Origin of the sequence: Serratia sp. CY74737 (genome assembly GCF_052166775.1) — a bacterium.
In the GTDB taxonomy this organism is placed as follows: domain Bacteria; phylum Pseudomonadota; class Gammaproteobacteria; order Enterobacterales; family Enterobacteriaceae; genus Serratia; species Serratia ureilytica.
This window is the reverse complement of the sequence record NZ_JBJNOF010000004.1, coordinates 93,042-115,894: the sequence shown is the minus strand read 5'-3', so window position 1 is coordinate 115,894 and position 22,853 is coordinate 93,042. Positions and strand designations below refer to the sequence as shown.

Below are 22,853 nucleotides of genomic sequence, written 5' to 3'. Positions count from 1 at the left end.
CAGGATCAGGACACGTGCTGCAGGAATTCCTGCAGACGCGGGCTCGGCGGATGGTTGATCAGATCGTGCGGGTTGCCGTCTTCGGCAATCCGGCCCTTGTCGATAAAGATCAGGCGCGACGCCACTTTTTCGGCAAAGCCGACTTCGTGGGTGACGATAACCATCGTCATGCCTTCCTCGGCCAGGTCTTGCATCACCTTAAGCACTTCGTGGCGCAGCTCCGGATCGAGCGCGGAGGTCGGCTCGTCGAACAGCATCATTTTCGGCTTCACTGCCAGCGCGCGCGCGATCGCCACGCGCTGCTGCTGGCCGCCCGACAGTTCGGACGGGTAGTGGTGGGCGCGCTCAGCCAGACCGACCTTGGCCAGCAGCTCGCGCGCCAGCTTTTCCGCATCGGACTTCTTCGCGCCGCGCACGCGGATCGGGCCGAAGGCGACGTTTTCCAGCGCCGTCAGGTGCGGGAACAGGTAGAACTGCTGGAATACCATGCCGGCTTCCTGGCGGATCAACCGATCGTCTACTTTCGGATCGTTGGCTTTCAGGCCATCGACGATCAGATCGCCGCTGGTCACCTCTTCCAGCTTGTTGATGCAGCGCAGCAGGGTGGACTTGCCGGAGCCGGACGGCCCGATGATCACCACCACTTCGCCTTTGTCGATCTTCAAATCGATGTTGTGCAGCACCTGGGTTTGGCCAAAATGCTTGGAGACGTTTTTAAATTCAATCACAGGATTTTCATCCTTCTTTCCAGACGACGCAGCACGAAGCTCAGCACCAGAGTAATAATCAGGTAGATAACCGCCACGGCGCTCCAGATTTCCAGCGCGCGGAAGTTACCGGCAATAATTTCCTGACCCTGACGGGTCAGCTCCGCCACGCCGATCACGATGAACAGCGAGGTGTCTTTGATGCTGATGATCCACTGGTTGCCCAGCGGCGGCAGCATGCGGCGCAGCGCCAGCGGCATAATGACGTAGCGGATGGTTTCGCGGCGCGACAGGCCGAGCGCCAGCCCGGCTTCGCGGAAACCGTTATGGATAGACAGCACCGCGCCGCGGGTGATTTCCGCGATGTAGGCGCCGGAGTTGATCATGATGGTCACCACCGCCGCGGTGAACGGATCGATGCGCAAATCGGTGAACGCCATCGGCAGGGCGAAGTAGATGAACATCACCTGCACCACGATCGGCGTGCCGCGGATCACTTCGATAAACACCAACGCGATGTGGTTGGCGATCCATCCGCCGTAGGTGCGGGCAAAGCCGGCGACGAGGCCGATGATCAGGCCGCCAATCAGACCGAGGACCGAAATCCACAGGGTCATTTTGGCGCCCTCTAACAAGATAGGAATGGCGGGCCAGATGGCGCTCCAGTCGAACTGCATGATATTTCTCCCGGTGATCCCAAACGTGGGTATCAGATACAACGAAGCGCAGGGGGTTAAGCGCCCCCTGTGCTTAAGTTAATAGCGTGCCAAGTTCACCGCTTACTTAGGTTCGGTGCCGAACCACTTCTTGTAGATTTCGTTATAGGTGCCGTTCTCGCGCAGGGTTTTCAGCGCGCCGTTCACCTTCTCGCGCAGCGCATCGCTGCCTTTAGGGAAGGCGATGCCATACTGCTGCGCTTCCAGCGAATCGCCGACGGTTTTGAACTTGCCGGCGCCGGCCGTCTTGATGAAGTATAAGATGTTTGGCGTGTCGTGCAGCACCGCGTCGGCGCGCTTGGTGCCCAGTTCCATATAGGCGTTGTCAATGTTCGGGAACTGACGCAGATCCTTGGTTTTGATGTGCTGCTTGGCGTAATCCACCGAGCCGGTGCCGCTCTTCACCGCCACCACTTTACCATTCAGATCGTCGATGCCTTTCACGCTGTTGTTGTCGGCATTGACCATGACCAGCAGGCCGCTTTTGTAGTAACCGTCTGAGAAGTCGATGGCTTTCTTGCGCTCATCGGTGATGGTGATGCCGGCCAGCGCCAGATCGACGTTTTTGGTCTGCAGCGCCGGAATGATGCCGCCGAAGTCCATCGGTTTCAGGGTGTAGTCCAGCTTCAGCTCTTTGGCGACGGCGGCCCACAGGTCGATGTCGAAGCCGACGTATTTGTCGCCTTGCTTGAACTCAAAAGGAACGAAAGCGGTGTCGGTGGCGACCACCAGTTTGTCTGCTGCGTGGGAACTTACGGCAAAGGCCAGGGAGAGTGCGGCCAGGGAGACTTTAAAAATCGACTTCATGAGAGGAATTCCTGTACAGGTTGCGGATTACCCATTTTTTATATTGCAGTTGGTGCCATGAAAAAATCGTGCCATGTTTTCAACTAATATAAAAACAAAGAGTTACTGCGTGATGTTGTGCCGTGACGGCGAATAGTTATAGTTATGCACCACAATGAGGCACCGAAATGGTGCGTAAGAATTATCTTGGTGCACGGGGCTATCATTAACCAAATTTTGGCTGCGAAACAACCGTTCTTTAACGTTTTTGCTTCAATATTGATAACTAACTCTAACTTTCATGATCCATTGACGGTGCAAGCGTGACTGCGAGAGGGGAAAAAGGGGAGCAGATACTGCTAGCGCAACTGGCTGTCTTTGCTGCCGCGCCGGTTGTACAGGCTGCTGGCCGCGTGTTTTTTGTCTTGTTCGGCCTGGCAGGCGACACAAAAACGCACCCCCTTCAGCGCCTTGCGGCGCGCCTCGGGGATCGGTTCTCCGCATTCCTGGCAATAGCGTTCGCTCTCGCCATGCCCGAGCGCATCACGCGCACGCTGCACCGCATCGTCGACGGTAGAATCAATTTGATCTTGTACGGCGCCGTCCGCCGCCCAGCCGCTGGCCATCATCACCTCCTGACAAGGGAAACCTACCGCTTAATATGGGCCATTTTTTGCACAATTCAACGGCCGCGCAAAAGAAAACAGGCCGGGCGAAGCCCAGCCTGTTCTGCCCGGCACGACGAGCGGTCTGCAACGCGCTGCGGCGTTATTCGATGTTGGATTCGATGAACCACAGGAACTTGTCCAGATCGCGCGAGGCGGCGGTGAACATGTCGGCGGTGTCTTCGTCTTCCACTTCGGTAATGGCCTTACGGATGTCATTCGCCACCGCGCCGTAGCGATCGGCCAGCGCTTTCAGGTGTTCTTGCACGCTGTGGATATTGGTCGGATAGCTTTTCAGCGGCGTGCGATCGTTCACCACCTGTACGGTGCCCAGCGCCACGCCGCCCAGCTGCACCACGCGTTCGGCGAAGGTGTCCTGGTGCTCGATGATGGCGGTGCGGAAGCCGTCCAGCATTTCATGAACCGCGATAAAGTTCGCGCCACGCATGTTCCAGTGCGCCTGTTTGGTGATCAACGAAAGATCGATGAATTGCACGACCTGATGGTTCAGCGCCTTGATGGCGGCCAGTTTGATTTTTTCGTCCAGATCGTTACGGGTATACAGCAGATCAGAAGATTTCGTTTTCACCAGTTTAGCGGTACTCATATCAGATATCCTCTTGATTAGTCGTTGTCCTATTTCGTTACGGGATCAATTATAGCAGGGCTGTTTATTTTTGCCGGACGAAAATGGCTATTGCACAAATAGGGTTAGCCTACGAATAATGGATCTGGTTGAATTTTTAATTAATACAAAACCATGAAAAATATAGTTATTTATCATTCGCTGATTTATTGTTTATGGCTGTGAAAATTTACCTTGGTTATTTTATTTTTTCGCCTGCGGGCTTCGGCTAAATATCCGCTTTGTTATCGTGGTGTTAATTTCTCATCCATTCATATTGATAGCGGTAATTGATGCCGCTACAGTAGGGCAATTATCCTCTCTCTTTATAGGCGAATAATGAAAATTAACGTCGTCGGCACCAGCGGCAGCGGTAAAAGTACCCTGGCGCGTCAACTGGCGGAACGGCTTGACGTGCCCTATATCGAGATGGACAGGCTGTATTGGCGGCCCGAATGGCAGGGAACGCCCGATGACGCGTTCTTGGCGCGGCTTGAACAGATGCTGGCCGAAGCGGGGGATGGCTGGGTGCTGGACGGCAATTACAGCCGCACGCAGCCGATCAAGTGGCGCGAGGTCGATTATATTCTGTGGCTGGACTACGGTTTCGGCCGCACGCTGTGGCAGGCCGTGCGCCGCGCGTGCCGACGCGCGGCCGGCAAAAGCGAGCTGTGGCCGGGCACCGGCAATCGGGAAAGCTTCCGCCGTTCTTTCTTCAGCCGCGAGTCGATCGTGCTCTGGACGATCCGCACTTACTCGAAGAACCGGCGAAAATACCTGGCGGAGATGGCTCGTCCCGACGCCGGACGCCGTTTCGTGCGCCTGCGTTCTCCCCGCCAGGCCGCCGATTTTCTACGGGCGCTGCCGCAGGTTCACAGCAGCAGACGGTGATGGATCCTCACCACCGCTTTCTTGATTTGCTGTGGCCGCTGCCACACGCAGCCGGTCTTGTGCGGCTCCATCTGGAAAAAGAGGGCGAACATGCCGTGCGTCATGTGCAGCGTTTGCGGGTGGCGTTTGATGTCCAGCAGCAGCAGATCGCTATTTTCCGCGTGGGGTTGTTCGCGATGTCCGTTGCCCGCCAGACCGTATTCGATGCGCTCTTCACCGCTGATCAGCAGATGCAGCGCAATGTATTCCTGATGCATTTCGGCGCGCTTTTCCGCCGCCGGCGCGGTGGTCAGCGTCATCACGTCCATAAAGATGTTGTCGCCGTCGATCGGGTGATGCCCCAGCGCCAGTTCTGGCAGGTCACATCGGCGCAATTCGGTCAGGGTTGAAACCAGCGCCGGCGCGAGTCCGCGGCCGAAGCGTGGGTTGAACAGGCTGTTGTGAATCACTGTTATTCTCCATGTGAGCGAAAGTCCAAAGAGCCTGCGATACAGGCTAAGGGGAAGTATGCCGACTTGTCACGAGGAAAACAGTTAACCCGCCTGCATTCCGACGTTGCGGACTGCAGGCGAGTCGGGTCATCAGGAAAGGCTTTCGAGGCGAGGTTTGGGGCGAATGGTGAGGGCGGAGCCCATGGAGGCGGCGATGATCGCCGCCAGAGCCAGCCATTGCACGCCGCTCAGGTGTTCGCCGAGGAACAGCATGCCGGATAACGCCGCCATCGCCGGTTCCAGGCTCATCAAGGTGCCGAAGGTGCGCGCCGGAATTTTGGGCAGCGCGATGATCTCCAGCGAATAAGGCAGCGCGGTGGAAAGGATCGCCACCGCCAGCGCTATCGGCAGAATCTCAACGTTGAACAGCACGCTGCCGGTTTGCCAGGCGCCGATCGGGCAAAACACCAACGCGGCGATCAGCGAGCCGAGCGCCACCGTGCCGGGGCCGTGATCGCCGCCGGCCTTCTGGCCGAAGATGATATAGACCGCCCAGCAGGCGCCGGCGCCGAGCGCGCAGGCGGCACCGAACGGGTCGATTCCGCCTACGCCGTGACCAAGCGGCAGCAGGAACCACAGCCCGGCGATCGCCAACGCCACCCAAAGGAAGTCAATCGGCCGCCGCGACGAGAACATGGCCACCGCCAGCGGGCCGGTAAACTCCAGCGCCACGGCGATGCCGAGCGGCACGGTGCGCAACGACAGGTAGAACAGGTAGTTCATCGCGCCGAGCGACAGGCCGTAAATCAACAGCGGCAAGCGGCTGCCGGCGGCGATGCGCATGCGCCACGGGCGGAAGATGATGAACAGAATCAGGGTGCCGATGAAAAGACGCAGCGTCGTGATGCCTTCCGCGCCCACGATCGGGAACAGGCTTTTGGCCAACGAAGCGCCGCTCTGGATCGACACCATGGCGATGATTAACAGACAAATGGGCAGCAGCGCGGAGGGCGCTCTGCCGGCAGTAGATAACGACATCCTTAACGGGCCTTTTATGCGCCGTTCCTCAGCCTTGAGAAAACGGTCGAAACGGGGATGCGAGCAGTGTAAATGAAATGGCGAAAATCTGTCTGAGAAAAGCGCGCATCGCGGTGAAATCCGCCGATCCTCGGATGAGATGTGGCGGATTTGGTCAAAAAATGCGCTTTTTCTTAAGAATTATCTGGATATTAAATAGGTGATTTTTGTCACAGAAAGTCGTAGAATACGGCCGAAAATAGAGCGAAAAGAAGAAGATACACTGTTCTTGAAATCTTCTGTTACACGATATAAAGCATTAGACACTCATTTCAAGGCAGAGTTTCACGCTAATTTTTGTTATATTTTCAAAGCATGAACAAATGGATGTACTTAATAATAAAACGCGTTTGAGGTGGTTATGAAAAAAATTGCATGTCTTTCCGCAGTAGCAGCTTGCGTATTAGCAGTTAGCGCAGGTACCGCATTCGCTGGTCAGAGCACCGTATCCGCTGGCTATGCGCAGGGTGATTTCCAAGGCGTTGCTAACAAAGCCGACGGTTTCAACCTGAAATACCGTTACGAGTTCGACAACAACCCACTGGGCGTAATCGGTTCCTTTACCCACCTGGAAAAGGACGGTTCTCAGGACGGTTTCTATAACAAAGCTCAGTACAACTCTATCTCTGCCGGTCCAGCATACCGCATCAATGACTGGGCGAGCATCTACGGTCTGGTTGGCCTGGGTTACGGTAAATTCACTACCAACGCTCAGAACGGCACTTCTCGTCACGACACCGCTGACTACGGCTTCACCTACGGCGCCGGTCTGCAGTTCAACCCAATCGAGAACGTTGCCCTGGATGTCGGTTACGAGCAGAACCGCATTCGCAGCGTTGACGTTGGCACCTGGAACGTTGGCGTAGGCTACCGCTTCTAAGTGTGTTCGTGCCTGCGGGCATGAACCTGCGGCCTTGTTTGCCGCACCCATAAAAAATCCGCCTCCGGGCGGATTTTTTTTATCTGTCATTCACCGCCGCGCCCCGTCGGCTGCGTCGAAAAGCGCGCGCTGCGGGCATCGCGCTCGTAACCTTGCGGCTCGGTCAACAACCCGTACAGCTCGGGGCGCCGCCCGTAGATCCAGCGGCGACCGGTGCTGAGCGGGATCAGCGTCAGATCGAGCTCGGCGCTGACCATCCGGTCTTCCGCCGCCCAGGTCTCCGCCACGATCCGGCCGTAAGGATCGAGGATCATCGCGTTGCCGGTGCGTATTTCATCGTCATCTCGGCCCACGCCGTTGCTGAACAGCAAGAACAGCCCGTTGTCGTGAGCGCGCGACGGCAGCCAGCGCATCAGCCAGCCGCGGCCGTGTTCGCCGCGAAAGGCGGCTTCTATCGCCTGCGGATCTTCCACGCGCCGCTGCCACAGCGCCTGCGGGATCGGCTTCATGCCGTGCGGGCTGCGCGAATGGGTGCCGCCGGTCTGGTGCGGGGCGATCAGCACCTCCGCGCCCAGCAGCGCCGTTGCGCGCACATTCTCCACCAGATTATTGTCCCAGCAGATCAATACGCCCACGCGTACGCCCCAGGGGGTATCGAACACCGTATAGCGGTCGCCGCTGGCGATAGCCGGGTGCTCGAAGGCGTGCAGTTTGCGGTGCACATGCAGTTCGCCGTCCGGCAGACAAACGGCATAGGCGTTGTAACACAGGCCGTCATCGCCCAGCTCGATCAGCCCGACGCCAATCGCCATGTTGTAACGCTCAGCCAGCGGGCGAATGCGCGCCAGCGAAGGGCTGCTCACGATCGGCTCCGCCAGCGTCCGCACTTCGGCGTCGGACAGATGGCGCACGTGCCAATAGCCGGTGACGCACATTTCCGGGAAGGCCAACAGTTGTATCTGTTGTTCGGCCGCTTCCGCGATAAAGCGTTCCATGGTCGACAGGTTGTAATTCTTGTCATTGGCGCGATGCTGGAATTGCACCGTGGCGGCGCGTAATGAGGTGGTCATGGGATCTCTCCGGTTGGGGTCTGCATTGATTACAGCAGGCGAATTGATTACTGTATAATCAATTAAATTCCTTATTTGATAATCTAATGGAATGGATATAAAACAACTGCGCGCCCTGGTGGCGCTGGCGGAGCAGGGCAATTATCGGCAGGCGGCGAGCCTGCTGTGTATCAGCCAACCGGCGCTGAGCAAGCAAATTCAGGCGCTGGAAGCCCAGCTTGACGTTCGGCTGTTCGAGCGTGGCCGACAAGGGGCGGTGCTCACTGCCGGCGGGCGGCGGCTTTACCCGGAGGCGCAGGCGCTGGTGGAGCAGTATCAGCAGTTCCAGCGGCGCGCGCGGCGGGTGGCGCTCGGGGAAGCGGGGCGGCTGGCGCTGGGGTTTGGCCTGTCCAGTTTTCATCTGGCGCCGCAGCTGGTGGCCGCCTTTCGCCAACGGTTTCCCGAGGTGGCGATTGGCCTCGAAGATCTGCCGTCGGAGCGGCAGTATCAGCTGTTGCTGCAGGGAGAGTTGCAGGCGGGGTTCGTGCGCTTGCCGGTCAATACGCCGCTGTGCGGCGTCGCGTTGTTGAGCGATAGGTTGGTGCTGGCTGCGCCGGGTGCGCTGGCGCTGCGCGCCGACGATCTGATGGCGCGTTTCAATCAGCTGCCGCTGTTGCAATTGACCCCTAAACGCGGGCGCGGGCTGAGCGATCAGTCGCTGCGGTTTATCGCCGCTCACCGGTTGACGCCGAACGTGGTGCAGCAGGCCGGTGATATCCAGACGCTGTTGGCGTTGGTCGCCGCCGGCGTCGGCGTCGCGCTGCTGCCGCACAGCATCACGCATATCGCGCCGGCCGGCATCGACATTTTATCGCTGAGCGGCGAGGAGACGGAGTGGCAGGTCGGTATCGCCTGGGATCCGCAGCGCACCGACGCGCTGCGGGACAACTTCATTCAGACGGCGTTGGCGGTGCAACGCGCTTAGGCATTCAAAGCGGGCAGTGCATCACCACGATCGGGTTTTGATGGTACTCGCTGCGGTGGCTTTCGCTGAAGCCGACCTTTTTCGCCAACGCCAGCGAAGCCTGGTTTTCAGGCGAGATGATGCAGACGGTTTTTTCCCCCGGCAGGTGCGTTTTCCCCCAGGCCAGCGCCGCCCGCAGCGCCTCGGTGGCATAGCCTTTGCCGTGCGCCGAACTCACCAGCGTCCAGCCCATCTCCGGCGCATCGAGCGCCGGGGTGATGTCGCGCAGGAAGTTGGAGAAGCCGATGCTGCCGAGGTACTCGCCGCTCTGCTTGTCACGCACCGCCCAATACCCGTATCCCAACAGCGCCCAGTGGCCAACGTAGCGCATCAGGCGCCCCCAGGAGTCTTCCCGGTCGCGCGGGGTGCCGCCGATATAGCGCACCACCAGCGGGTCGGCCCACAGCGCGGCCAGCGAGTCGAAGTCGTCCAGCGTGTGCGCGTCCAGCCGCAGGCGTTCGGTGATAAGCGTTGGCGCGGTGTTGATTACGGTCATGTTGCTGCTCCTGCACAGGATGAAAGGCGATGAAAAACAACGGCGTTCAGTATGCCAGAGAAATCACGCCGCCAGCCACAACAGCCAGGTGAACAGGAAGCCGCTCAGGCCGAGCAGGGTGGTCAACACCGTCCAGGTCTTCAGGCCATCGGCCACCGACAGCCCCAGATAGCGGGTGACGATCCAAAAACCGGAGTCGTTGACGTGCGAAAGCCCGAGCCCGCCGAAACAGGTCGCCAGCGTTACCAGCACCAGCTGCAGCTGATTCAAGCCGCTGACCGCTTCCGACAACAGGCCGCCGGTGGTCAGGATCGCCACGGTGGCGGAACCCTGCGAGGCGCGCAGCGCCAGCGAAATGATAAAGGCGGCGGGCACCAGCGGCAGGCCGATGGCCGTCAGCACTTCCGCCAGCGCCTTGCCGACGCCGGATTCCACCAGCACCTTGCCGAACACGCCGCCCGCGCCGGTTACCAGGATCACCACCGCGGCGGTCGGCAGCGCGGCCCCCATCACGTCGCCGGCGTGTTGCAGGCTCCAGCCGCGGCGCAGCGCCAGGAAATAGAAGGCCAGCAGCAGGGCGATCATCAGCGCCACCGCCGGCGAGCCCAGCAGCGACAGCGCGTCGCGCAGCGCCGAGCCGGCCGGCAGCAGGGTGGCGGAGACGGTGCCGAGCATGATGATGGCGATCGGGATGACGATCAGCGCCGCCACCAGGCCGGCGCCGGGTGGGTTGATGCGATCGCTGAGCGGCGCGTGATCTTCCGGACGCGGCTCCGGCGCCGCCAGCTGCAGCTGTTCCAGCACCTCTATCGATAACGGATAGGTTTTGCGGTTGAGGTAGTTGGCGGCGAAATAGCCGATAACGCCGACCGGAATACAGATCGCGAGGCCGATAATGGTTAGCCAGCCGATGTCGGCGTTGAGCAAGCCGGCGGCGGCGACCGGGCCGGGGTGCGGCGGCAGCGCGACGTGTACCGTCAACATCACGCCGGCCATCGGCAGGCCGAACTTGAGCGGCGACACTTTGGCGACCTTGGCGAAGCCATAGATAATCGGCGCCAGAATGATAAAGCCGACGTCGAAGAACACCGGAATGCCGAGAATAAACGCGGCGAGGGTCAGCGCCGCGACGGTATGTTTCGGCCCCAGACCCTGGCTGAAACGCTGCGCCAGCGACTCGGCGCCGCCCGATTGTTCGATCATGCGGCCGAGCATCGCCCCCAGACCGATGATGATGGTCACCGAGCCGAGCACGCCGCCCATTCCGGCGGTCATCACTTTCATCACTTCGCCGGTCGGAATGCCGCTGGCCAGCGCCACCAGCAAACTGACCACCAACAGCGCGACAAAGGGTTGCACCTTCGCCTTAATCACCATCAATAACAGCAGCACCACGCCGAGTACGGCAATCAGCAACAGCAGAGAGGTAGACATGAAAAAAGCCTTTCGTTGGGTAAGCGTTGGGCACCGCGATCGCCGCGTGGCGATACGGGTGCGTTTCATTGTTATAAAATCGATTTCCTGGTGTCGGCGTGCGGCTTTAGCGGTAAGGCTTCAGCCAGCCGAGCCCGGCGGCGGTGTCGCCGCGCGGGCGGTATTCGCAACCGATCCAGCCCTGATAGCCGAGCGCATCCAGCCTGTCGAACAGCCACGGGTAATTCAGTTCGCCCTCGTCGGGCTCATGACGATCCGGCACCGAGGCTATCTGGATATGCGCGTAGCGCCCGGCCAGCGTCTCCAGCAGCCCGCTGATATTGCCGTCTACCAACTGCGCGTGAAAAAAATCGAACTGGATGAACACGTTCGGTCTTTCGATCGCCGCCACCGCTTCCGCCGCCTGATGCTGACTGGCGAACAGGTAGTCGGGCTTGACCGGCGGGCTGAGCGCCTCGATCAGCACCTTGACGCCGTGCGGCGCAAAAGCGTCGGCGGCATAGCGCGCATTGGCGATAAAGGTGTCGAGATAACGCCGCCGATCCGCGCTCGCGGGCACCACGCCGGCCATCAGGTGCACGCAGGGGCAGGAAAGGGCGATGGCGTAGGCCAGCGCGCGATCGATATCGGCGCGCGCATCCCGTTCGCGGCCCGGCAGCGCCGCCAGTCCCCATTCGCCGGCGGCGGCATCGCCGGGCGCGGTGTTGAACAGCACCTGTTGCAGGCCGTGTTCGCGCAGTTTCTCGGCCAACAGATCGGCGGGATGCTCGTAAGGGAACAGGAATTCCACCGCGCTGAAGCCCTGTGCGGCAGCGGCGGCAAAGCGATCGAGGAACGGCACCTCGGTAAACATCATCGACAAATTGGCGGCAAATTTAGGCATGGTTCAGCTCCGTAATTCGGCAATTTCATCAGCGGTCAAATAGCGGATCGGACGATCGCCGAGGGTGAAGATCAGACGCGCCGCATCTTCCATCTCTTCGGTATTGTCCGCCGCCGCTCGCAGGTCTTTACCCGTCACCACCGGCCCGTGGTTGGCCAGCAAAAAGGCGCGGTGGGTCGGCGCCAGGCGGGCCAAATCCTGTGCCAGCCTTTCGTCGCCGGGCCGGTAGTAAGGCACCACCGGCACCTTGCCGACGCGCATCACCACATAGGGGGTGAACGGTTTGATGGCGTTGTCGGCGTCCAGCCCCTGCAGGCAAGAGAGCGCCGTGAGGTAGGTGCAATGCAAGTGCACGACCGCTTTGCATTCGGGGTTGTTCAGATAGAGCGCCCGATGAAAGCTGATCTCTTTCGACGGTTTGTCGCCGGAGAGCCAGTCGCCGTTCAGGCTCACTTTAGACAGGCGATCGGCCTGCAACTCGCCGAGACAGGAGCCGGTCGGCGTCGCCAGCAGCGCGCCGTCCGGCAGCATCAGCGAGAGGTTGCCGGCGGAGCCGGTGGCGTAGCCGCGTTGGAAAAACGAGGCGCCCAGGCGCACCATCTCTTCACGCGCATGCTGTTCAATCGTCATGCTCATACCGGGAACTCCGTTTGCGCGCGCGCGAAGAAGGCTTCATCGCCAAAATTACCTGATTTCAATGCCAGGGAAATGGCCCGATCGCTGGCGCGCACCCAGGGAACGCCGGGGGAAATGCTGGGGCCGATATGGAAGCCGCGAATGCCCAGCGCCTGCGTCACCACGCCGGAGGTTTCGCCGCCGGCGACGATAAAGCGGCTGAATCCCAACTGGCGCAGTTGCACCACCAGCTCGGCGAACAAGGCTTCCACCGCCTCGCTGGCGGCGGCACCATGCCGTTGTTGCGTTTGCTGCAGCGACTCCGGCGATGCAGTGGCGTAGATCAGCGGGGCAAGCGCTTCTCCGGCATGGCGCTGCGCCCAGTGCGCCAACTCGACGGCGTAGGCGGCGCGCGTCTGGGGATCGAAGCAACGGTCGATATCGATGGCCTGCGCCGCCGCGCGTTCGCGATAGTGCGCCACCTGCCGGTTAGTCATGACGGAGCAGGAGCCAGACAGCACCGCCGCCTTTTCCCCCTGCGGCGCGCCGGCCGCCTCTGCCGAACGTTCGCCGTTCTGCGCCCATTGCCGCGCCAAACCGATCGCCAGGCCCGAACCGCCGGTCACCAGCTTCATCGTTTTCAACGCTTCGCCCTGGGTAAGCAGATGCCGTTCGTTGAGCGTGTCCAGCACCGCGTAGCGCACGCCTTCCTGCGCCAATTGCTGCAGCTTCTCGCTGACTGCCTCGGCGCCGCGATCCATTTCCGCCGCCGTCACCAGCCCACAGCGTCCGGCGGCCTGGGATTCCATCAGGCGAAGCAGGTTGCTGTCGGTCATCGGCGTGACCGGGTGATGACGCATGCCGGACTCAGACAGCAGCTGTTCCCCGACGAACAGGTAGCCCTGATAGACCGTGCGGCCGTTTACCGGCAGCGCCGGGGAAACAACCGTGAAATTTTCCCCCAGCGCGGCGAGCAGGGCGTCGGTCACCGGGCCGATATTGCCCTGTGCGGTGCTGTCGAAGGTGGAGCAGTATTTGAAGTAGAACTGGCGGCAGCCCTGTTTTTGCAGCCAGGCCAGCGCTTGCAATGCCTGTTCGATCGCCTGCTCTGCCGGGCAGGAGCGCGATTTCAGGCTGATGACGACCGCCTGAGCGTCGACCGGCGTTTCGTCCTGCGGCACGCCGTTCAACTGCACCGTCGGCAGGCCGTTTTGCACCAGAAAGCTGGCGATGTCGGTCGCGCCGGTAAAATCATCCGCGATTACGCCGAGCTGCATCAGAGCGTCTCCTTTTTCTGCGGCAGATCGATGCCGGCAAAGATTTTGATTACCGCGCTGTCATCTTCTTTACCGTAGCCGGCGTTGCTGGCGGCGGTAAACATGGTGAAGGCGGTGGAGGCCAGCGGCAGCGGGAAATGCAGCGCCTTGGCGGTATCCGCCACCAGCCCCAGATCCTTGACGAAGATATCCACCGCCGATTTGGGCGTATAGTCGCCGTCGACCACGTGGCGCATGCGATTTTCGAACATCCAGGAGTTGCCGGCGGCGTGGGTGACGACGTCATACATGACGTCCAGCGGGATGTTGGCGCGGGCGGCCAGCGCCATGGCTTCCGCCCCGGCGGCGATGTGCACCCCGGCCAACAGCTGGTGGATGATTTTTACCGTCGCGCCCAGGCCGATGGTTTCGCCGATGCGGTAAACCTTGCCGGCGATGGCGTCCAGCACGGGTTGCAGGCGCGCGAAGGTGGCGTCGGCGCCAGCGGCCATCACCGTCATCTGGCCTTCTTCCGCCTTGGCCGCCCCGCCGGAAACCGGCGCGTCCAGCATCGCCAGGCCGTAGTCCAGCAGCCGTTGCTCGATCTGTTTGGCGTCATCGGCGGAAATGGTCGAAGAGACCATCACCGCCGTGCCCGGCTTGAGCTGCGGCGCCAGGCCTTGCTCGCCGAACAGGATTTGCTTCACCTGCGCGGCGTTCACCACCAGCAGCAACACGGCGTCCAGCTCGGCGGCGAAGTCGCACGCGCTGGGGGCCGTTTGTTTCGCGCCGGCCTGTTGCAGCGCCGCCAGCGCCTGCGGATTGAGATCGGCGCCGTAGGTGGTCAATCCGGCGCGGAGGCATGAACGCGCGGCGCCCATGCCCATCGCCCCCAGCCCGATGACGCAAACGGCATAATTCCCTGGGTGTGTCATACTGCACTCCTGTTAATTTTAGTGATAATTTGTTTTGTTGTGTTAAATGTAAGCGCTTGCCGGCCGATTATCCGCGATCGATATCACAATAATTAACAATGCGTGAAACGGGTTTTTCGTGCGATTTCTGGCATGAAGCAACATTACTATTATGTTTTTAATAAGTTTATGTTTGGCTGGCCTAACTGCGCTCGCCGTCACGCTGCGAGAAATTAGGGCTATCGGCGAACGAAAATTGACGTAAAATCACAATTATTATCACCGCAGCAACGAGAGGGAACCGTGATACCTGTAGAACGCCATCAACAAATTCTTGCGCTGGTATCCGAACGCGGCGTCGTCAGCATCGCCGAGCTGACCGAACGGCTGGGGGTGTCACATATGACGATCCGCCGTGACGTGCAAAAGCTGGAAGAGCAGGGGGCGGTGCAGTCGGTCTCGGGCGGCGTGCAGGCGCCGGAACGGGTGGCGAGCGAACCTTCTCACCAGACCAAAGAGGGGATGTTCGGCCGGCAGAAAATCGCCATCGGCCGGCTGGCGGCGCGGCAAATTCCCGCCAATAGCTGTATCTATCTGGATGCCGGCACCACCACGCTGGCGCTGGCGAAACAGATCGGAGAACGTGACGATTTGACGGTGGTGACCAACGACTTTGTCATCGCCGGGTTCCTGATAGAGCATAGCCAGTGCCGAATCATCCACACCGGCGGCACCGTGTGCCGGGAAAACCGCTCCTGCGTCGGCGAGGCGGCGGCGCAGGCGCTGCGCGGTCTGTTTATCGATCTGGCGTTCATCTCCGCCTCTTCGTGGAGCATGCGCGGCCTGTCGACGCCGAACGAAGATAAGGTGATGGTGAAGAAGGCCATCGTCGAGGCCAGCCGCCGCCGCATTCTGCTCAGCGATACGTCCAAATACGGCAAAGTCGCCACCTATCTGGCGCTGCCGATCGCTGCCTTTGACGCCATCATTACCGACGAAGGGTTGCCCGCCGCCGCGCGGGAGGCCATTGAGCAAGCGGAGATTGCATTGCTGACGGCGGAAGAATAAGAACGAACCTTCATTAGGATGAAAGTTCGGTATCGATGCTACGTGCGGGCGGTTCACTGGCTTCAATGCCGCCGCGTTCACGCCATTCGCGGCGCCTTTGTTCCCACCACTCTTCGTGGAAGGCTTGCATCTCTTTCAGGCGCTGTTCCTTAACGTGCTGTTGGCAAGTATGGGATGCTATGGGGGCTACGTGGGATTTCGATGACATAGAGGCGGTCCTTTATAAACTCTATTTTGTATAAATAATGCCCTTTTTGCGCGTATTTTTTCAACAAAAAATCATAAATTTTAGCTAATGCTGGCCTTAACGGTGCACTTAAGATGATCCTGGCATGATACTGATAGGCAAACTTGAGAAGAGTTTCCCCGATGCCAACAACGAATAAGCGTTCGCGTTGGAGAAGGGTATAATGCATTGCAGTATAGGTATCGAAAGCTGAGCGCCGATGCCTGTTTACGTCGCTCAACGCCTTAACATCATAAAATTCCAGAGAGAAAGCATTATTGAGGATAGCAGTGTCCACATACACTGGGGCAAACCAATGGTGCATGTTTTGCCCAATTCTCTTGAAATCCAAATGATAGATGGCCGATTTACCATCACCTTTTCTGACGGCAATCTGATATCTGTATGTGTCTGCTATTCCAGTGTGTGACTCCCTCACATCAATATCCATGATAAAATCCTTTTTACTATTATTTTTCCTATAGTTATCCCCTTTGTGACGAACAGATTATTAACCGCGGCGGAGACGATCCTCCAGCCGCCGATGAAGGTTGTGCGCAGCACCGCGCAAAACTAAATGCCGCTGAACCAGTTGTAGCCCTGATCCTCCCAATAGCCGCCCGGATTGACGTCGCTGACGAAGATCGCGGCGATATGTTTGGCGTTTTTGAACCCCAGCTTGGTCGGCACGCGCAGCCGCAGCGGGTAGCCATAGTCCGCCGGCAGCGCCTTGCCGCCGAAGTCCAGCGCCAGGATGGTCTGCGGGTGCAGCGCGGTGGCCATGTCGAGGCTGGCGTAGTAGCGATCGGCGCATTTGAAGCCGACGTAACCGGCATTCAGATCCGCGCCGACGTGCTGCAGAAAGGTGCGCAGCGGCACGCCTCCCCATTGGCCAATGGCGCTCCAGCCCTCAATGCAGATCAGGCGCGTGATCTGGCTTTGCTGTGGCAGCCGCTGCAGCTGTTCCAGCGTCCAGGGCGCTTTTTTCTCCACTTTCCCCGCGACCTCAAGCCGGTAGCCGGCGAGATCGATCTCGGGGACGTTGTATTCCGGGTAAAATGCGTTAAAGGGGAAAGGGTGAGTGATCTGGTCCGGCCGGTAAGTTTGCGCCAACCGCTGGCCGCTGAACAGCCAGGCCTGCACCCGGTCGTTCCAGCGCGACATGGCCCACAGCACCTTATCCACCCGATCGCCGTCTTGCAGATTACACCCGGTCAGCATGGCGATGCCGCCCAGCGTCAGCCCGGAGCGCAACATCAGCCGGCGTTGCAGATTGACCAGCTGCTTTTTTTGGTCCGGTTCCAGCGTCGGCGCGATTGCCCGCTGTTTTTTCTCATTCATGTTTGCCACCCGTTATCATCGCCCACAGGGTTTTAGGCACGACAGCCACCATAAAGACGTGGATCGCCACAAACAGGCCGATGCCGGCCATGGCGAAGAAATGCACGTAGCGCGCGAAGTCGAAGCCGCCAAACAGCGCGACCAATCCCTGCAGCTGAACCGGTTTCCAAATCGCCAGGCCGGACAGCACCAGTAATAGGCCGAGCGCCAGTACGCCGAGGTACATCAGTTTCTGAATGGCGTTATAGCGGCCATGCCGGTGGCGCAGGCGCAGCGTCATCGCCAGCCAGATATCCTGCCGCAGCGCGTCGGCGCGAAGCGGCAACAGATCGCGGCGAAAATGGCCGCTGAACAGGCTCCACAGCAGATAGCAGACGGCGTTGAGCGCCAATAGCCACATCACCGCCAAATGCCAACCAATCGCGCCGCCTAGCCAACCGCCCAGCGTCATCTGCAGCGGAAAGCGGAAATCGAACAGCGGCGAGGCGTTGTAGATTTCCCAACCGCTCATGAACATGCACACCATGGCGAACAGGTTGATCCAATGAGTGATTCGAACCGGCCAGCGATGCACCGGCGGCGACGCGTTGGTCTTCATGGTATTCCTCCGGTTACATCGGCGGCACGGTGCCGTCTTTGCCGGCGGAAATACGCGTGGCGACGCGCTGGCCCTTATCGTCGGCGGCGGAGAACAGCACGATGTGCACGCCCGGTTTAAGCAGGCTCAGATCGCCCGGATCCAGCGTCACGATCGGCACGTCTTCCGGCACGACGACGGTTTTCTGCTGGTTACCGTAAGTGACGGTCAGGGTGCGGCCGTTGGATTTCACCAGTTTGCCGACGGTGCCGTTGGTCATGGTATCCACTTTGCCGTCGGCGGATTCCCAGGCCGAATGCCCTTCGCCGGTGCCGCGCAGGCTGGCGGCGAACACGTGCACTTCCAGTGCCTTGAGCGTGCCGTCCGGCTGCGGCACGGCGGCGGTGCCGATAAAGCTGTCCGGTTTGATATCGTCCAGCGTGGCTTTGGAAACGCTGAGCACTTTAGTTTGCTCGTTCAGCTTGACGCTGAGTGTCTCGCCCTTGCGGTCGGTCAGCTGCAGATTGCCGTCGGCAACCTGCGTGATGGTGCCGCGCAGCGGCGCAATCACCTTGCCCGGCGTTTGGGCGGCGGCGGCCAATCCGCTGGAAAGCAGTAACGTGGACAACAGTAAACCGGCTATACGATGACGGGTAATCATAACGTTCTCCTGAAATGAGTTTGCCGGTTAAGCATGGTTGACCTACTGGGTCAGCGCCATGGCCGTTTGATGACATTAATGTCATCAAGTTTGTCCGCCGAAGCTGCTAGTATTTTTGCAGACGTAACGAGGTGGCGAGCATGCGAATACTGGTAGTTGAAGACGATATCGGCACAGGGGATTACCTGAAGAAAGGGCTGGGGGAAGCGGGCTATGGCGTCGATTTGGCGCGCAACGGCACCGATGGGCTGTTTCGCGCGTTGGAGCAGGACTACGATGCGATCGTGCTCGATGTCATGCTGCCGGGGCTGGATGGCTGGCAGATCATCGAGGTATTGCGCAAGAAAAGCGACGTGCCGATCCTGTTTCTCACCGCCCGCGATGGCGTGCAGGATCGCATCCACGGTCTGGAGCTGGGCGCGGACGACTATCTTATCAAACCGTTTTCCTTTACCGAGCTGGTGCTGCGTTTGCGCACCTTGCTGCGCCGCGGGCCGGCGCGCGAAGCCGATCATTACGCCATCGCCGATCTGCAGTTGGACGTATTGCGCCGCCGGGCGGTGCGCCAGGATCAGGTGATCCCGTTGACCAATAAAGAATTCATGCTGCTGCATCTGCTGGTGCGGCGCGAAGGCGAAGTGCTGTCGCGCACGCAGATCGCCTCTCAGGTGTGGGACATGAATTTCGACAGCGACACCAATGTGGTTGACGTGGCGATCAAACGCCTGCGCGCCAAAATCGACCGGCCGTTCGACGTCAAGCTGATCCACAGCGTGCGCGGCATCGGCTATGTTTGCGAGCCGCGCTCGTGAACGCCCGCGCTTCACGTCGGCCGGTGTCGCTGACGCTGCGTACCGCCATGCTGTTCGCGCTGGTGGCCGCCTGCGTGGTGAGCGGGGCGGGCTGGTATCTGTTCGGCGCGATGCGCCAGGAAATGACGCTCCGCAGCGATCTGCAGGTGACCGGGCGCGTAGAGTATTTCCGCCATTTACTGGGGCAGCGCTTTCCTTTGGCGCGCCTGACCGCCAATAACGGCCTGTTCGAAAATATGCTGGGCAATGAACAGGACGTGCTGATTTTCCAAATCCCAGGGCAAAAACCGCTCATCAATGTGAATCCGGCCAGGGTGGCCCTGCCGCCGATCGCGCCGACACCGCCCGAACAGGCGCAGACGCTGGCCGCCGTGCGCGGCGGGGAAACGGCGCAGGGGGTGCCGCTGCGCGCGGCATCGGCGATGGTGCGTCTGGAAGACGGCAGTTTGCTGCAGATCTCCGCTGCGCACGTCATGGTCAACGAGCAGAAGATGCTGGCGCGTTACCTGTGGCGCATTGTCGCGGCGGTCATTGTGGCTTTCCTGCTGATTGCGCTGCTGGGCTATGGGGTCATGCGCCGGGGATTGAAGCCGCTATGGCGCATGGCGGCGCAGGCGTCGCAGATCGCGCCCAATACATTGTCCACTCGCCTCAGCGAACAGGGGGCGCCGAAGGAGTTGCAGCAGCTGACCCGGTCATTCAATGCGATGCTCGATCGGTTGAATGAAGGTTATCAGCGGCTGACGCAGTTTTCCGCCGATCTGGCCCATGAGATCCGCACGCCAGTGGGCGCGTTGATGGGCCAGTGTCAGGTGGCGCTGTATCAACCCCGCAGCGTGGAGGAGTACGAAACCCTATTGTCGAACAATATGGATGAGCTGGAGCGTATTTCGCGCATGGTGGAAAACATCCTGTTTCTGGCGCGCGCCGGTGAGGCGCAGTCCGCGCTGAACTACAGTCGTCTGGAGGTGGCGGCCGAGCTGCGGCGGGTGGCGGATTACTTCGAAGGGCTGGCGGAAGAACGCGGCATCGCGCTGAGCTGCGAAGGGGAAGGAGAGCTGAAGGCGGACGCGATGTTGTTCCAGCGGGCGCTGAGCAACCTGGTGGCCAACGCGGTGCGCTATGCCGATGAAAACAGCCTGATCGTGTTGCGGGCTGAACGGCGTGCCGATGCCTGGTGGGTGCAGGTCATCAATCAGGGGCCGCCGATCGCGCCGGCGCATCTGGAAAAGCTGTTCGATCGTTTCTACCGCGCCGATCCCGCGCGCAGCGCCGGCAGCCACGCCAGCGGCCTCGGGCTGTCCATCGTGCGCGCCATCATGACGCTGCACGGCGGTGAGGTGCGCGCCGAATGTATCGAGCGCGCGTCTGTCGCCAGCCTCATTTTCAGCCTGCGGTTCCCGCTAGCGCAATAACCGATATGCCGGATTAACGCGGCGGAATGGCAAAGCGGAAGCAGGCGCCGCTTTGTGGTTGTTCGATCAGCTGAATGTCGCTGTCGTGCAGCTGCAGAATGCGCCGCACGATCATTAACCCCAGCCCGCCGGCGGGGCGTCGGGCGCCGCTCAGGACAGACGGCCGCACGAACAGATCGGCGCGCAGCGTCTGCGGAATGCCGGGGCCGCTGTCGCTGACCTGCACCATCACCTGGTCTTCCTGCCGCCACAGCCGCACGCCGATGTCGCCGCCGGGCGGCGTATGGCGAATGGCGTTGTCCAACAGGTTGGTCAGCACCCGCTCAATCATGCTGAGATCGGCGAACACCGGCGGCACGCCGGGGGCGATGTCGGCGTGCAGCCGCTGGTTGCGCGCCTCCGCCGCCAGCTCGAACTTCTGGAACACGTCCTGCAGCAGTTCGCTGAGGGAGAAGGGCTCTTTCTGCGGTTTCACCACGCCATATTCCAGCCGCGCCAGCTCGAACAGCTCCTGCGCCAGCTTGCCCACCTTGCGGCTCTGCGCCAGCGCGATCTCCAGATAGCGCCGCCGATCGGTGTCGCTCAGGGTGGCGGCCTTGACCGACAGCGTTTCCAGATAGCCGTGCAGCGAGGTGAGCGGGGTGCGCAGATCGTGCGAGACGTTGGCGATGAACTCACGCCGCAGCCGATCCTGCTGCGCCAGCGTTTGCCATTGTTCGGCAAGGCGCTGCGCCATGCGGTGGAAGGCCTGCTGAAGCTGGCTGACTTCGTCGCGCCCGGCCGGCACCGCCGGCAGCGCCGCGTAGGCCTGCACTGCCTCAATGCCGCCGCTGTCCAGCGCATTGACCTGACGGGTCAGGCGCCGGATGGGGCGAGTGACCCAGTAGAACGCGAAACCGCCGGCCAGCAGGCTGAACAGCACCATCACCCCGGAGGTCCACAGCGCCATCCTGGCCGCCGAGTTGAACTGGGCGTTGCTGGCCAGCGCCGTGTACTCTTCACCGAGCAAGACCACATACAGATAGCCCTCGACCCGGCCGTCGATCTTCAGCGGCGCAACGCTGAACACTTTGCGCCCGTCCGCGCTGCGCGGATCGTCGCCGTACACCGGCATCTGCGCGCCATCGAGCAGCGCCTGCAGCGGCGCCAGCGCGACCCGCTGCCGCTTCAGATGCCCGGCCGGCGCGGCGTTGCCGATGATTGCGCCCTGTTTGTCGAGCAGATAAACCTCAACGCTGGGGTTCACCGCCATCAGCTGATCGAACAGGGTATGCACCGCCTGCGGATCCGGCCCGTTAACCCCCAGCAGCGGATTGCTGTCGGCGATATGCTGCGCCAGGTTGCCGGACAGGCGCTGGATCACCGCCTGGCTGTACTGGGTATTGCTGCGCACCTGCATCCAGCCGGAAAAGGCGCAGCCGATGACGATCAGCAGCGCGAAGATAATCGTGAGGCGTTGCGCTAACGTAAGGTTTTTCATGGCTCACTCTTGCGGCGCGGCCGCGAATTTATAGCCCATGCCCCACACCGTGAGGATGCGCTCGGGTTCCGCCGGGTTGCGCTCGATCTTGATGCGCAGCCGGTTGATATGGGTGTTGACGGTGTGCTCATACCCCTCGTGCTGATAGCCCCAGACCTGATTCAACAGGCTGAGGCGCGAGAACACCTGGCCCGGGTGGCGGGCGAAAAAGTACAGCAGGTCGAATTCGCGCGGCGTCAGCTCGATCGGCTGTTGGTGCAGGCGCACTTCGCGGGCGATAGGATCGATGGTCAGATCGTTGAAGCTGAGCGCGCCGGCGTCCATGCGCAGGTTGCGGCTCATCGCCTCCTGGCGGCGAAACAGCGCCTTGACCCGCGCCACCAGCTCCAGCATGGAAAAGGGTTTGGCCAGATAGTCGTCGGCGCCCAGCTCCAGCCCCAGCACGCGGTGCACCTCGCTGGAGCGCGCGCTGGTGATGATGATCGGCGTGTAGCGCGTCATGGTGCGCGCCCGGCGGCAAATCTCCAATCCGTCTACGCCCGGCAGCATCAGATCGAGGATCAAGGCGTCCCAGCCGCCCTGTTCCAGCATCGCCATGCCCTGATTGCCGTCGGCGGCGTGGCTGATGGCGTAACCCTCGTCACGCAGATGCAGCTGCAGCAGCTCGGCGATGTCGCCGTCGTCCTCGACGATCAAAATTCGTTTTGGCTTGTCCATTCTCATTACCGCTGATTAGCCCGATTCTCTCTGAAGTCTACACAACCGCCACCGGCGGAGTTATCACATTTTATTTAACTTTGCGTGAGGTCTTGGGGAACAAATCC

Annotated in this window: 26 protein-coding genes; 6 read left to right on the top strand and 20 right to left on the bottom strand. The window is 60.5% G+C overall.

Features of this window, described 5'->3' with window-relative positions; genetic code table 11:
- Positions 1-5: 5 nt before the first annotated feature.
- From glnQ to dps, 5 genes are all read right to left on the bottom strand, one after another.
- On the bottom strand, positions 6-728 hold the full coding sequence (glnQ, locus tag ACJ8PE_RS06725) for a glutamine ABC transporter ATP-binding protein GlnQ (RefSeq protein ID WP_004939230.1): 723 nt from the start codon (positions 726-728) through the stop codon (positions 6-8).
- Entirely contained in the window at positions 725-1,384 is a 660-nt protein-coding gene (gene glnP / locus ACJ8PE_RS06720) for a glutamine ABC transporter permease GlnP (RefSeq protein ID WP_004939229.1), read from the bottom strand. The genes glnQ and glnP overlap by 4 nt, the downstream gene beginning before the upstream one ends.
- 102 nt (positions 1,385-1,486) lie before the next feature.
- Positions 1,487-2,230: a glutamine ABC transporter substrate-binding protein GlnH gene (glnH, locus tag ACJ8PE_RS06715; protein WP_016928516.1), complete on the bottom strand. Its 744-nt coding sequence runs from the start codon at positions 2,228-2,230 to the stop codon at positions 1,487-1,489.
- 338 nt (positions 2,231-2,568) lie between these two features.
- Entirely contained in the window at positions 2,569-2,835 is a 267-nt protein-coding gene (locus ACJ8PE_RS06710) for a DksA/TraR family C4-type zinc finger protein (protein WP_033650555.1), read from the bottom strand.
- Positions 2,836-2,977: 142 nt separating this feature from the next.
- Positions 2,978-3,481 carry a DNA starvation/stationary phase protection protein Dps gene (dps, locus tag ACJ8PE_RS06705; protein WP_016928514.1) on the bottom strand — a complete coding sequence of 168 codons (504 nt, stop codon included), beginning with the start codon at positions 3,479-3,481 and terminating at the stop codon, positions 2,978-2,980.
- Positions 3,482-3,838: 357 nt separating this feature from the next.
- Here dps and ACJ8PE_RS06700 point away from each other — a divergent pair, with 357 nt between their 5' ends.
- Positions 3,839-4,390: an AAA family ATPase gene (locus ACJ8PE_RS06700; RefSeq protein WP_197760122.1), complete on the top strand. Its 552-nt coding sequence runs from the start codon at positions 3,839-3,841 to the stop codon at positions 4,388-4,390.
- Here ACJ8PE_RS06700 and nanQ read toward each other — a convergent pair.
- Together nanQ and rhtA are read right to left on the bottom strand one after the other, a co-directional pair.
- A complete protein-coding gene (gene nanQ, locus ACJ8PE_RS06695) occupies positions 4,372-4,839 on the bottom strand; it encodes an N-acetylneuraminate anomerase (protein WP_033642391.1) in 468 nt (155 codons plus the stop codon). The two genes, ACJ8PE_RS06700 and nanQ, sit on opposite strands and share 19 nt — an antisense overlap.
- A 132-nt stretch (positions 4,840-4,971) precedes the next feature.
- The gene (gene rhtA, locus ACJ8PE_RS06690) at positions 4,972-5,859 is read right to left on the bottom strand and encodes a threonine/homoserine exporter RhtA (RefSeq protein WP_033650558.1); all 888 of its coding nucleotides are present in this window, start codon (positions 5,857-5,859) and stop codon (positions 4,972-4,974) included.
- 400 nt (positions 5,860-6,259) lie between these two features.
- Between rhtA and ompX the strand changes: the two genes are divergently transcribed.
- A complete protein-coding gene (gene ompX / locus ACJ8PE_RS06685) occupies positions 6,260-6,778 on the top strand; it encodes an outer membrane protein OmpX (protein WP_019454480.1) in 519 nt (172 codons plus the stop codon).
- Between the two features lie 86 nt (positions 6,779-6,864).
- On the opposite strand, the gene ACJ8PE_RS06680 is transcribed toward ompX, so the two are convergent.
- On the bottom strand, positions 6,865-7,848 hold the full coding sequence (locus tag ACJ8PE_RS06680) for a nitrilase family protein (protein ID WP_197793141.1): 984 nt from the start codon (positions 7,846-7,848) through the stop codon (positions 6,865-6,867).
- Between the two features lie 91 nt (positions 7,849-7,939).
- On the opposite strand from ACJ8PE_RS06680, the gene ACJ8PE_RS06675 reads away from it, so the two are divergent.
- Entirely contained in the window at positions 7,940-8,812 is an 873-nt protein-coding gene (locus ACJ8PE_RS06675) for a LysR family transcriptional regulator (protein ID WP_099784306.1), read from the top strand.
- A gap of 4 nt (positions 8,813-8,816) precedes the next feature.
- On the opposite strand, the gene ACJ8PE_RS06670 is transcribed toward ACJ8PE_RS06675, so the two are convergent.
- The 6 genes from ACJ8PE_RS06670 to ltnD all read right to left on the bottom strand — a co-directional run bounded on the left by ACJ8PE_RS06670 (position 8,817) and on the right by ltnD (position 14,470).
- Positions 8,817-9,347 (bottom strand): GNAT family N-acetyltransferase, encoded by a 531-nt coding sequence (locus ACJ8PE_RS06670; RefSeq protein ID WP_033650561.1) that lies wholly within the window; start codon positions 9,345-9,347, stop codon positions 8,817-8,819.
- A gap of 63 nt (positions 9,348-9,410) precedes the next feature.
- Positions 9,411-10,781 carry a GntP family transporter gene (locus ACJ8PE_RS06665; RefSeq protein WP_033642396.1) on the bottom strand — a complete coding sequence of 457 codons (1,371 nt, stop codon included), beginning with the start codon at positions 10,779-10,781 and terminating at the stop codon, positions 9,411-9,413.
- 106 nt (positions 10,782-10,887) lie between these two features.
- Positions 10,888-11,664: a 2-oxo-tetronate isomerase gene (gene otnI, locus ACJ8PE_RS06660; protein ID WP_197760125.1), complete on the bottom strand. Its 777-nt coding sequence runs from the start codon at positions 11,662-11,664 to the stop codon at positions 10,888-10,890.
- 3 nt (positions 11,665-11,667) lie between these two features.
- The gene (gene otnC / locus ACJ8PE_RS06655; protein WP_373275646.1) at positions 11,668-12,300 is read right to left on the bottom strand and encodes a 3-oxo-tetronate 4-phosphate decarboxylase; all 633 of its coding nucleotides are present in this window, start codon (positions 12,298-12,300) and stop codon (positions 11,668-11,670) included.
- Positions 12,297-13,556 (bottom strand): 3-oxo-tetronate kinase, encoded by a 1,260-nt coding sequence (gene otnK, locus ACJ8PE_RS06650; RefSeq protein ID WP_269474267.1) that lies wholly within the window; start codon positions 13,554-13,556, stop codon positions 12,297-12,299. The genes otnC and otnK overlap by 4 nt, the downstream gene beginning before the upstream one ends.
- Positions 13,556-14,470, bottom strand: coding sequence for an L-threonate dehydrogenase (gene ltnD / locus ACJ8PE_RS06645; protein ID WP_197760126.1), 915 nt, complete (start codon positions 14,468-14,470; stop codon positions 13,556-13,558). Before ltnD ends, otnK begins: the two co-directional genes overlap by 1 nt.
- A 282-nt stretch (positions 14,471-14,752) precedes the next feature.
- Here ltnD and ygbI point away from each other — a divergent pair, with 282 nt between their 5' ends.
- On the top strand, positions 14,753-15,517 hold the full coding sequence (gene ygbI / locus ACJ8PE_RS06640; protein ID WP_197793140.1) for a DNA-binding transcriptional repressor YgbI: 765 nt from the start codon (positions 14,753-14,755) through the stop codon (positions 15,515-15,517).
- A 149-nt stretch (positions 15,518-15,666) separates the two neighbouring features.
- On the opposite strand, the gene ACJ8PE_RS06635 is transcribed toward ygbI, so the two are convergent.
- From ACJ8PE_RS06635 to ACJ8PE_RS06620, 4 genes are all read right to left on the bottom strand, one after another.
- The gene (locus tag ACJ8PE_RS06635; protein WP_197793139.1) at positions 15,667-16,194 is read right to left on the bottom strand and encodes a hypothetical protein; all 528 of its coding nucleotides are present in this window, start codon (positions 16,192-16,194) and stop codon (positions 15,667-15,669) included.
- Between the two features lie 122 nt (positions 16,195-16,316).
- Complete coding sequence (locus ACJ8PE_RS06630; protein ID WP_197760129.1) at positions 16,317-17,084, bottom strand: molybdopterin-dependent oxidoreductase; 768 nt, start codon at positions 17,082-17,084, stop codon at positions 16,317-16,319.
- Positions 17,077-17,682, bottom strand: coding sequence for a cytochrome b/b6 domain-containing protein (locus ACJ8PE_RS06625; RefSeq protein WP_197793138.1), 606 nt, complete (start codon positions 17,680-17,682; stop codon positions 17,077-17,079). The genes ACJ8PE_RS06630 and ACJ8PE_RS06625 overlap by 8 nt, the downstream gene beginning before the upstream one ends.
- A 13-nt stretch (positions 17,683-17,695) precedes the next feature.
- A complete protein-coding gene (locus ACJ8PE_RS06620) occupies positions 17,696-18,322 on the bottom strand; it encodes a hypothetical protein (protein WP_042784000.1) in 627 nt (208 codons plus the stop codon).
- Positions 18,323-18,462: 140 nt separating this feature from the next.
- Here ACJ8PE_RS06620 and ACJ8PE_RS06615 point away from each other — a divergent pair, with 140 nt between their 5' ends.
- Together ACJ8PE_RS06615 and ACJ8PE_RS06610 are read left to right on the top strand one after the other, a co-directional pair.
- A complete protein-coding gene (locus tag ACJ8PE_RS06615; protein WP_033650568.1) occupies positions 18,463-19,134 on the top strand; it encodes a heavy metal response regulator transcription factor in 672 nt (223 codons plus the stop codon).
- Positions 19,131-20,549: a heavy metal sensor histidine kinase gene (locus ACJ8PE_RS06610; RefSeq protein ID WP_404769005.1), complete on the top strand. Its 1,419-nt coding sequence runs from the start codon at positions 19,131-19,133 to the stop codon at positions 20,547-20,549. The genes ACJ8PE_RS06615 and ACJ8PE_RS06610 overlap by 4 nt, the downstream gene beginning before the upstream one ends.
- A 13-nt stretch (positions 20,550-20,562) precedes the next feature.
- On the opposite strand, the gene ACJ8PE_RS06605 is transcribed toward ACJ8PE_RS06610, so the two are convergent.
- Entirely contained in the window at positions 20,563-22,029 is a 1,467-nt protein-coding gene (locus ACJ8PE_RS06605; RefSeq protein ID WP_099784324.1) for a sensor histidine kinase, read from the bottom strand.
- A 3-nt stretch (positions 22,030-22,032) separates the two neighbouring features.
- Entirely contained in the window at positions 22,033-22,746 is a 714-nt protein-coding gene (locus ACJ8PE_RS06600; protein WP_016928494.1) for a response regulator transcription factor, read from the bottom strand.
- Positions 22,747-22,853: the final 107 nt, after the last annotated feature.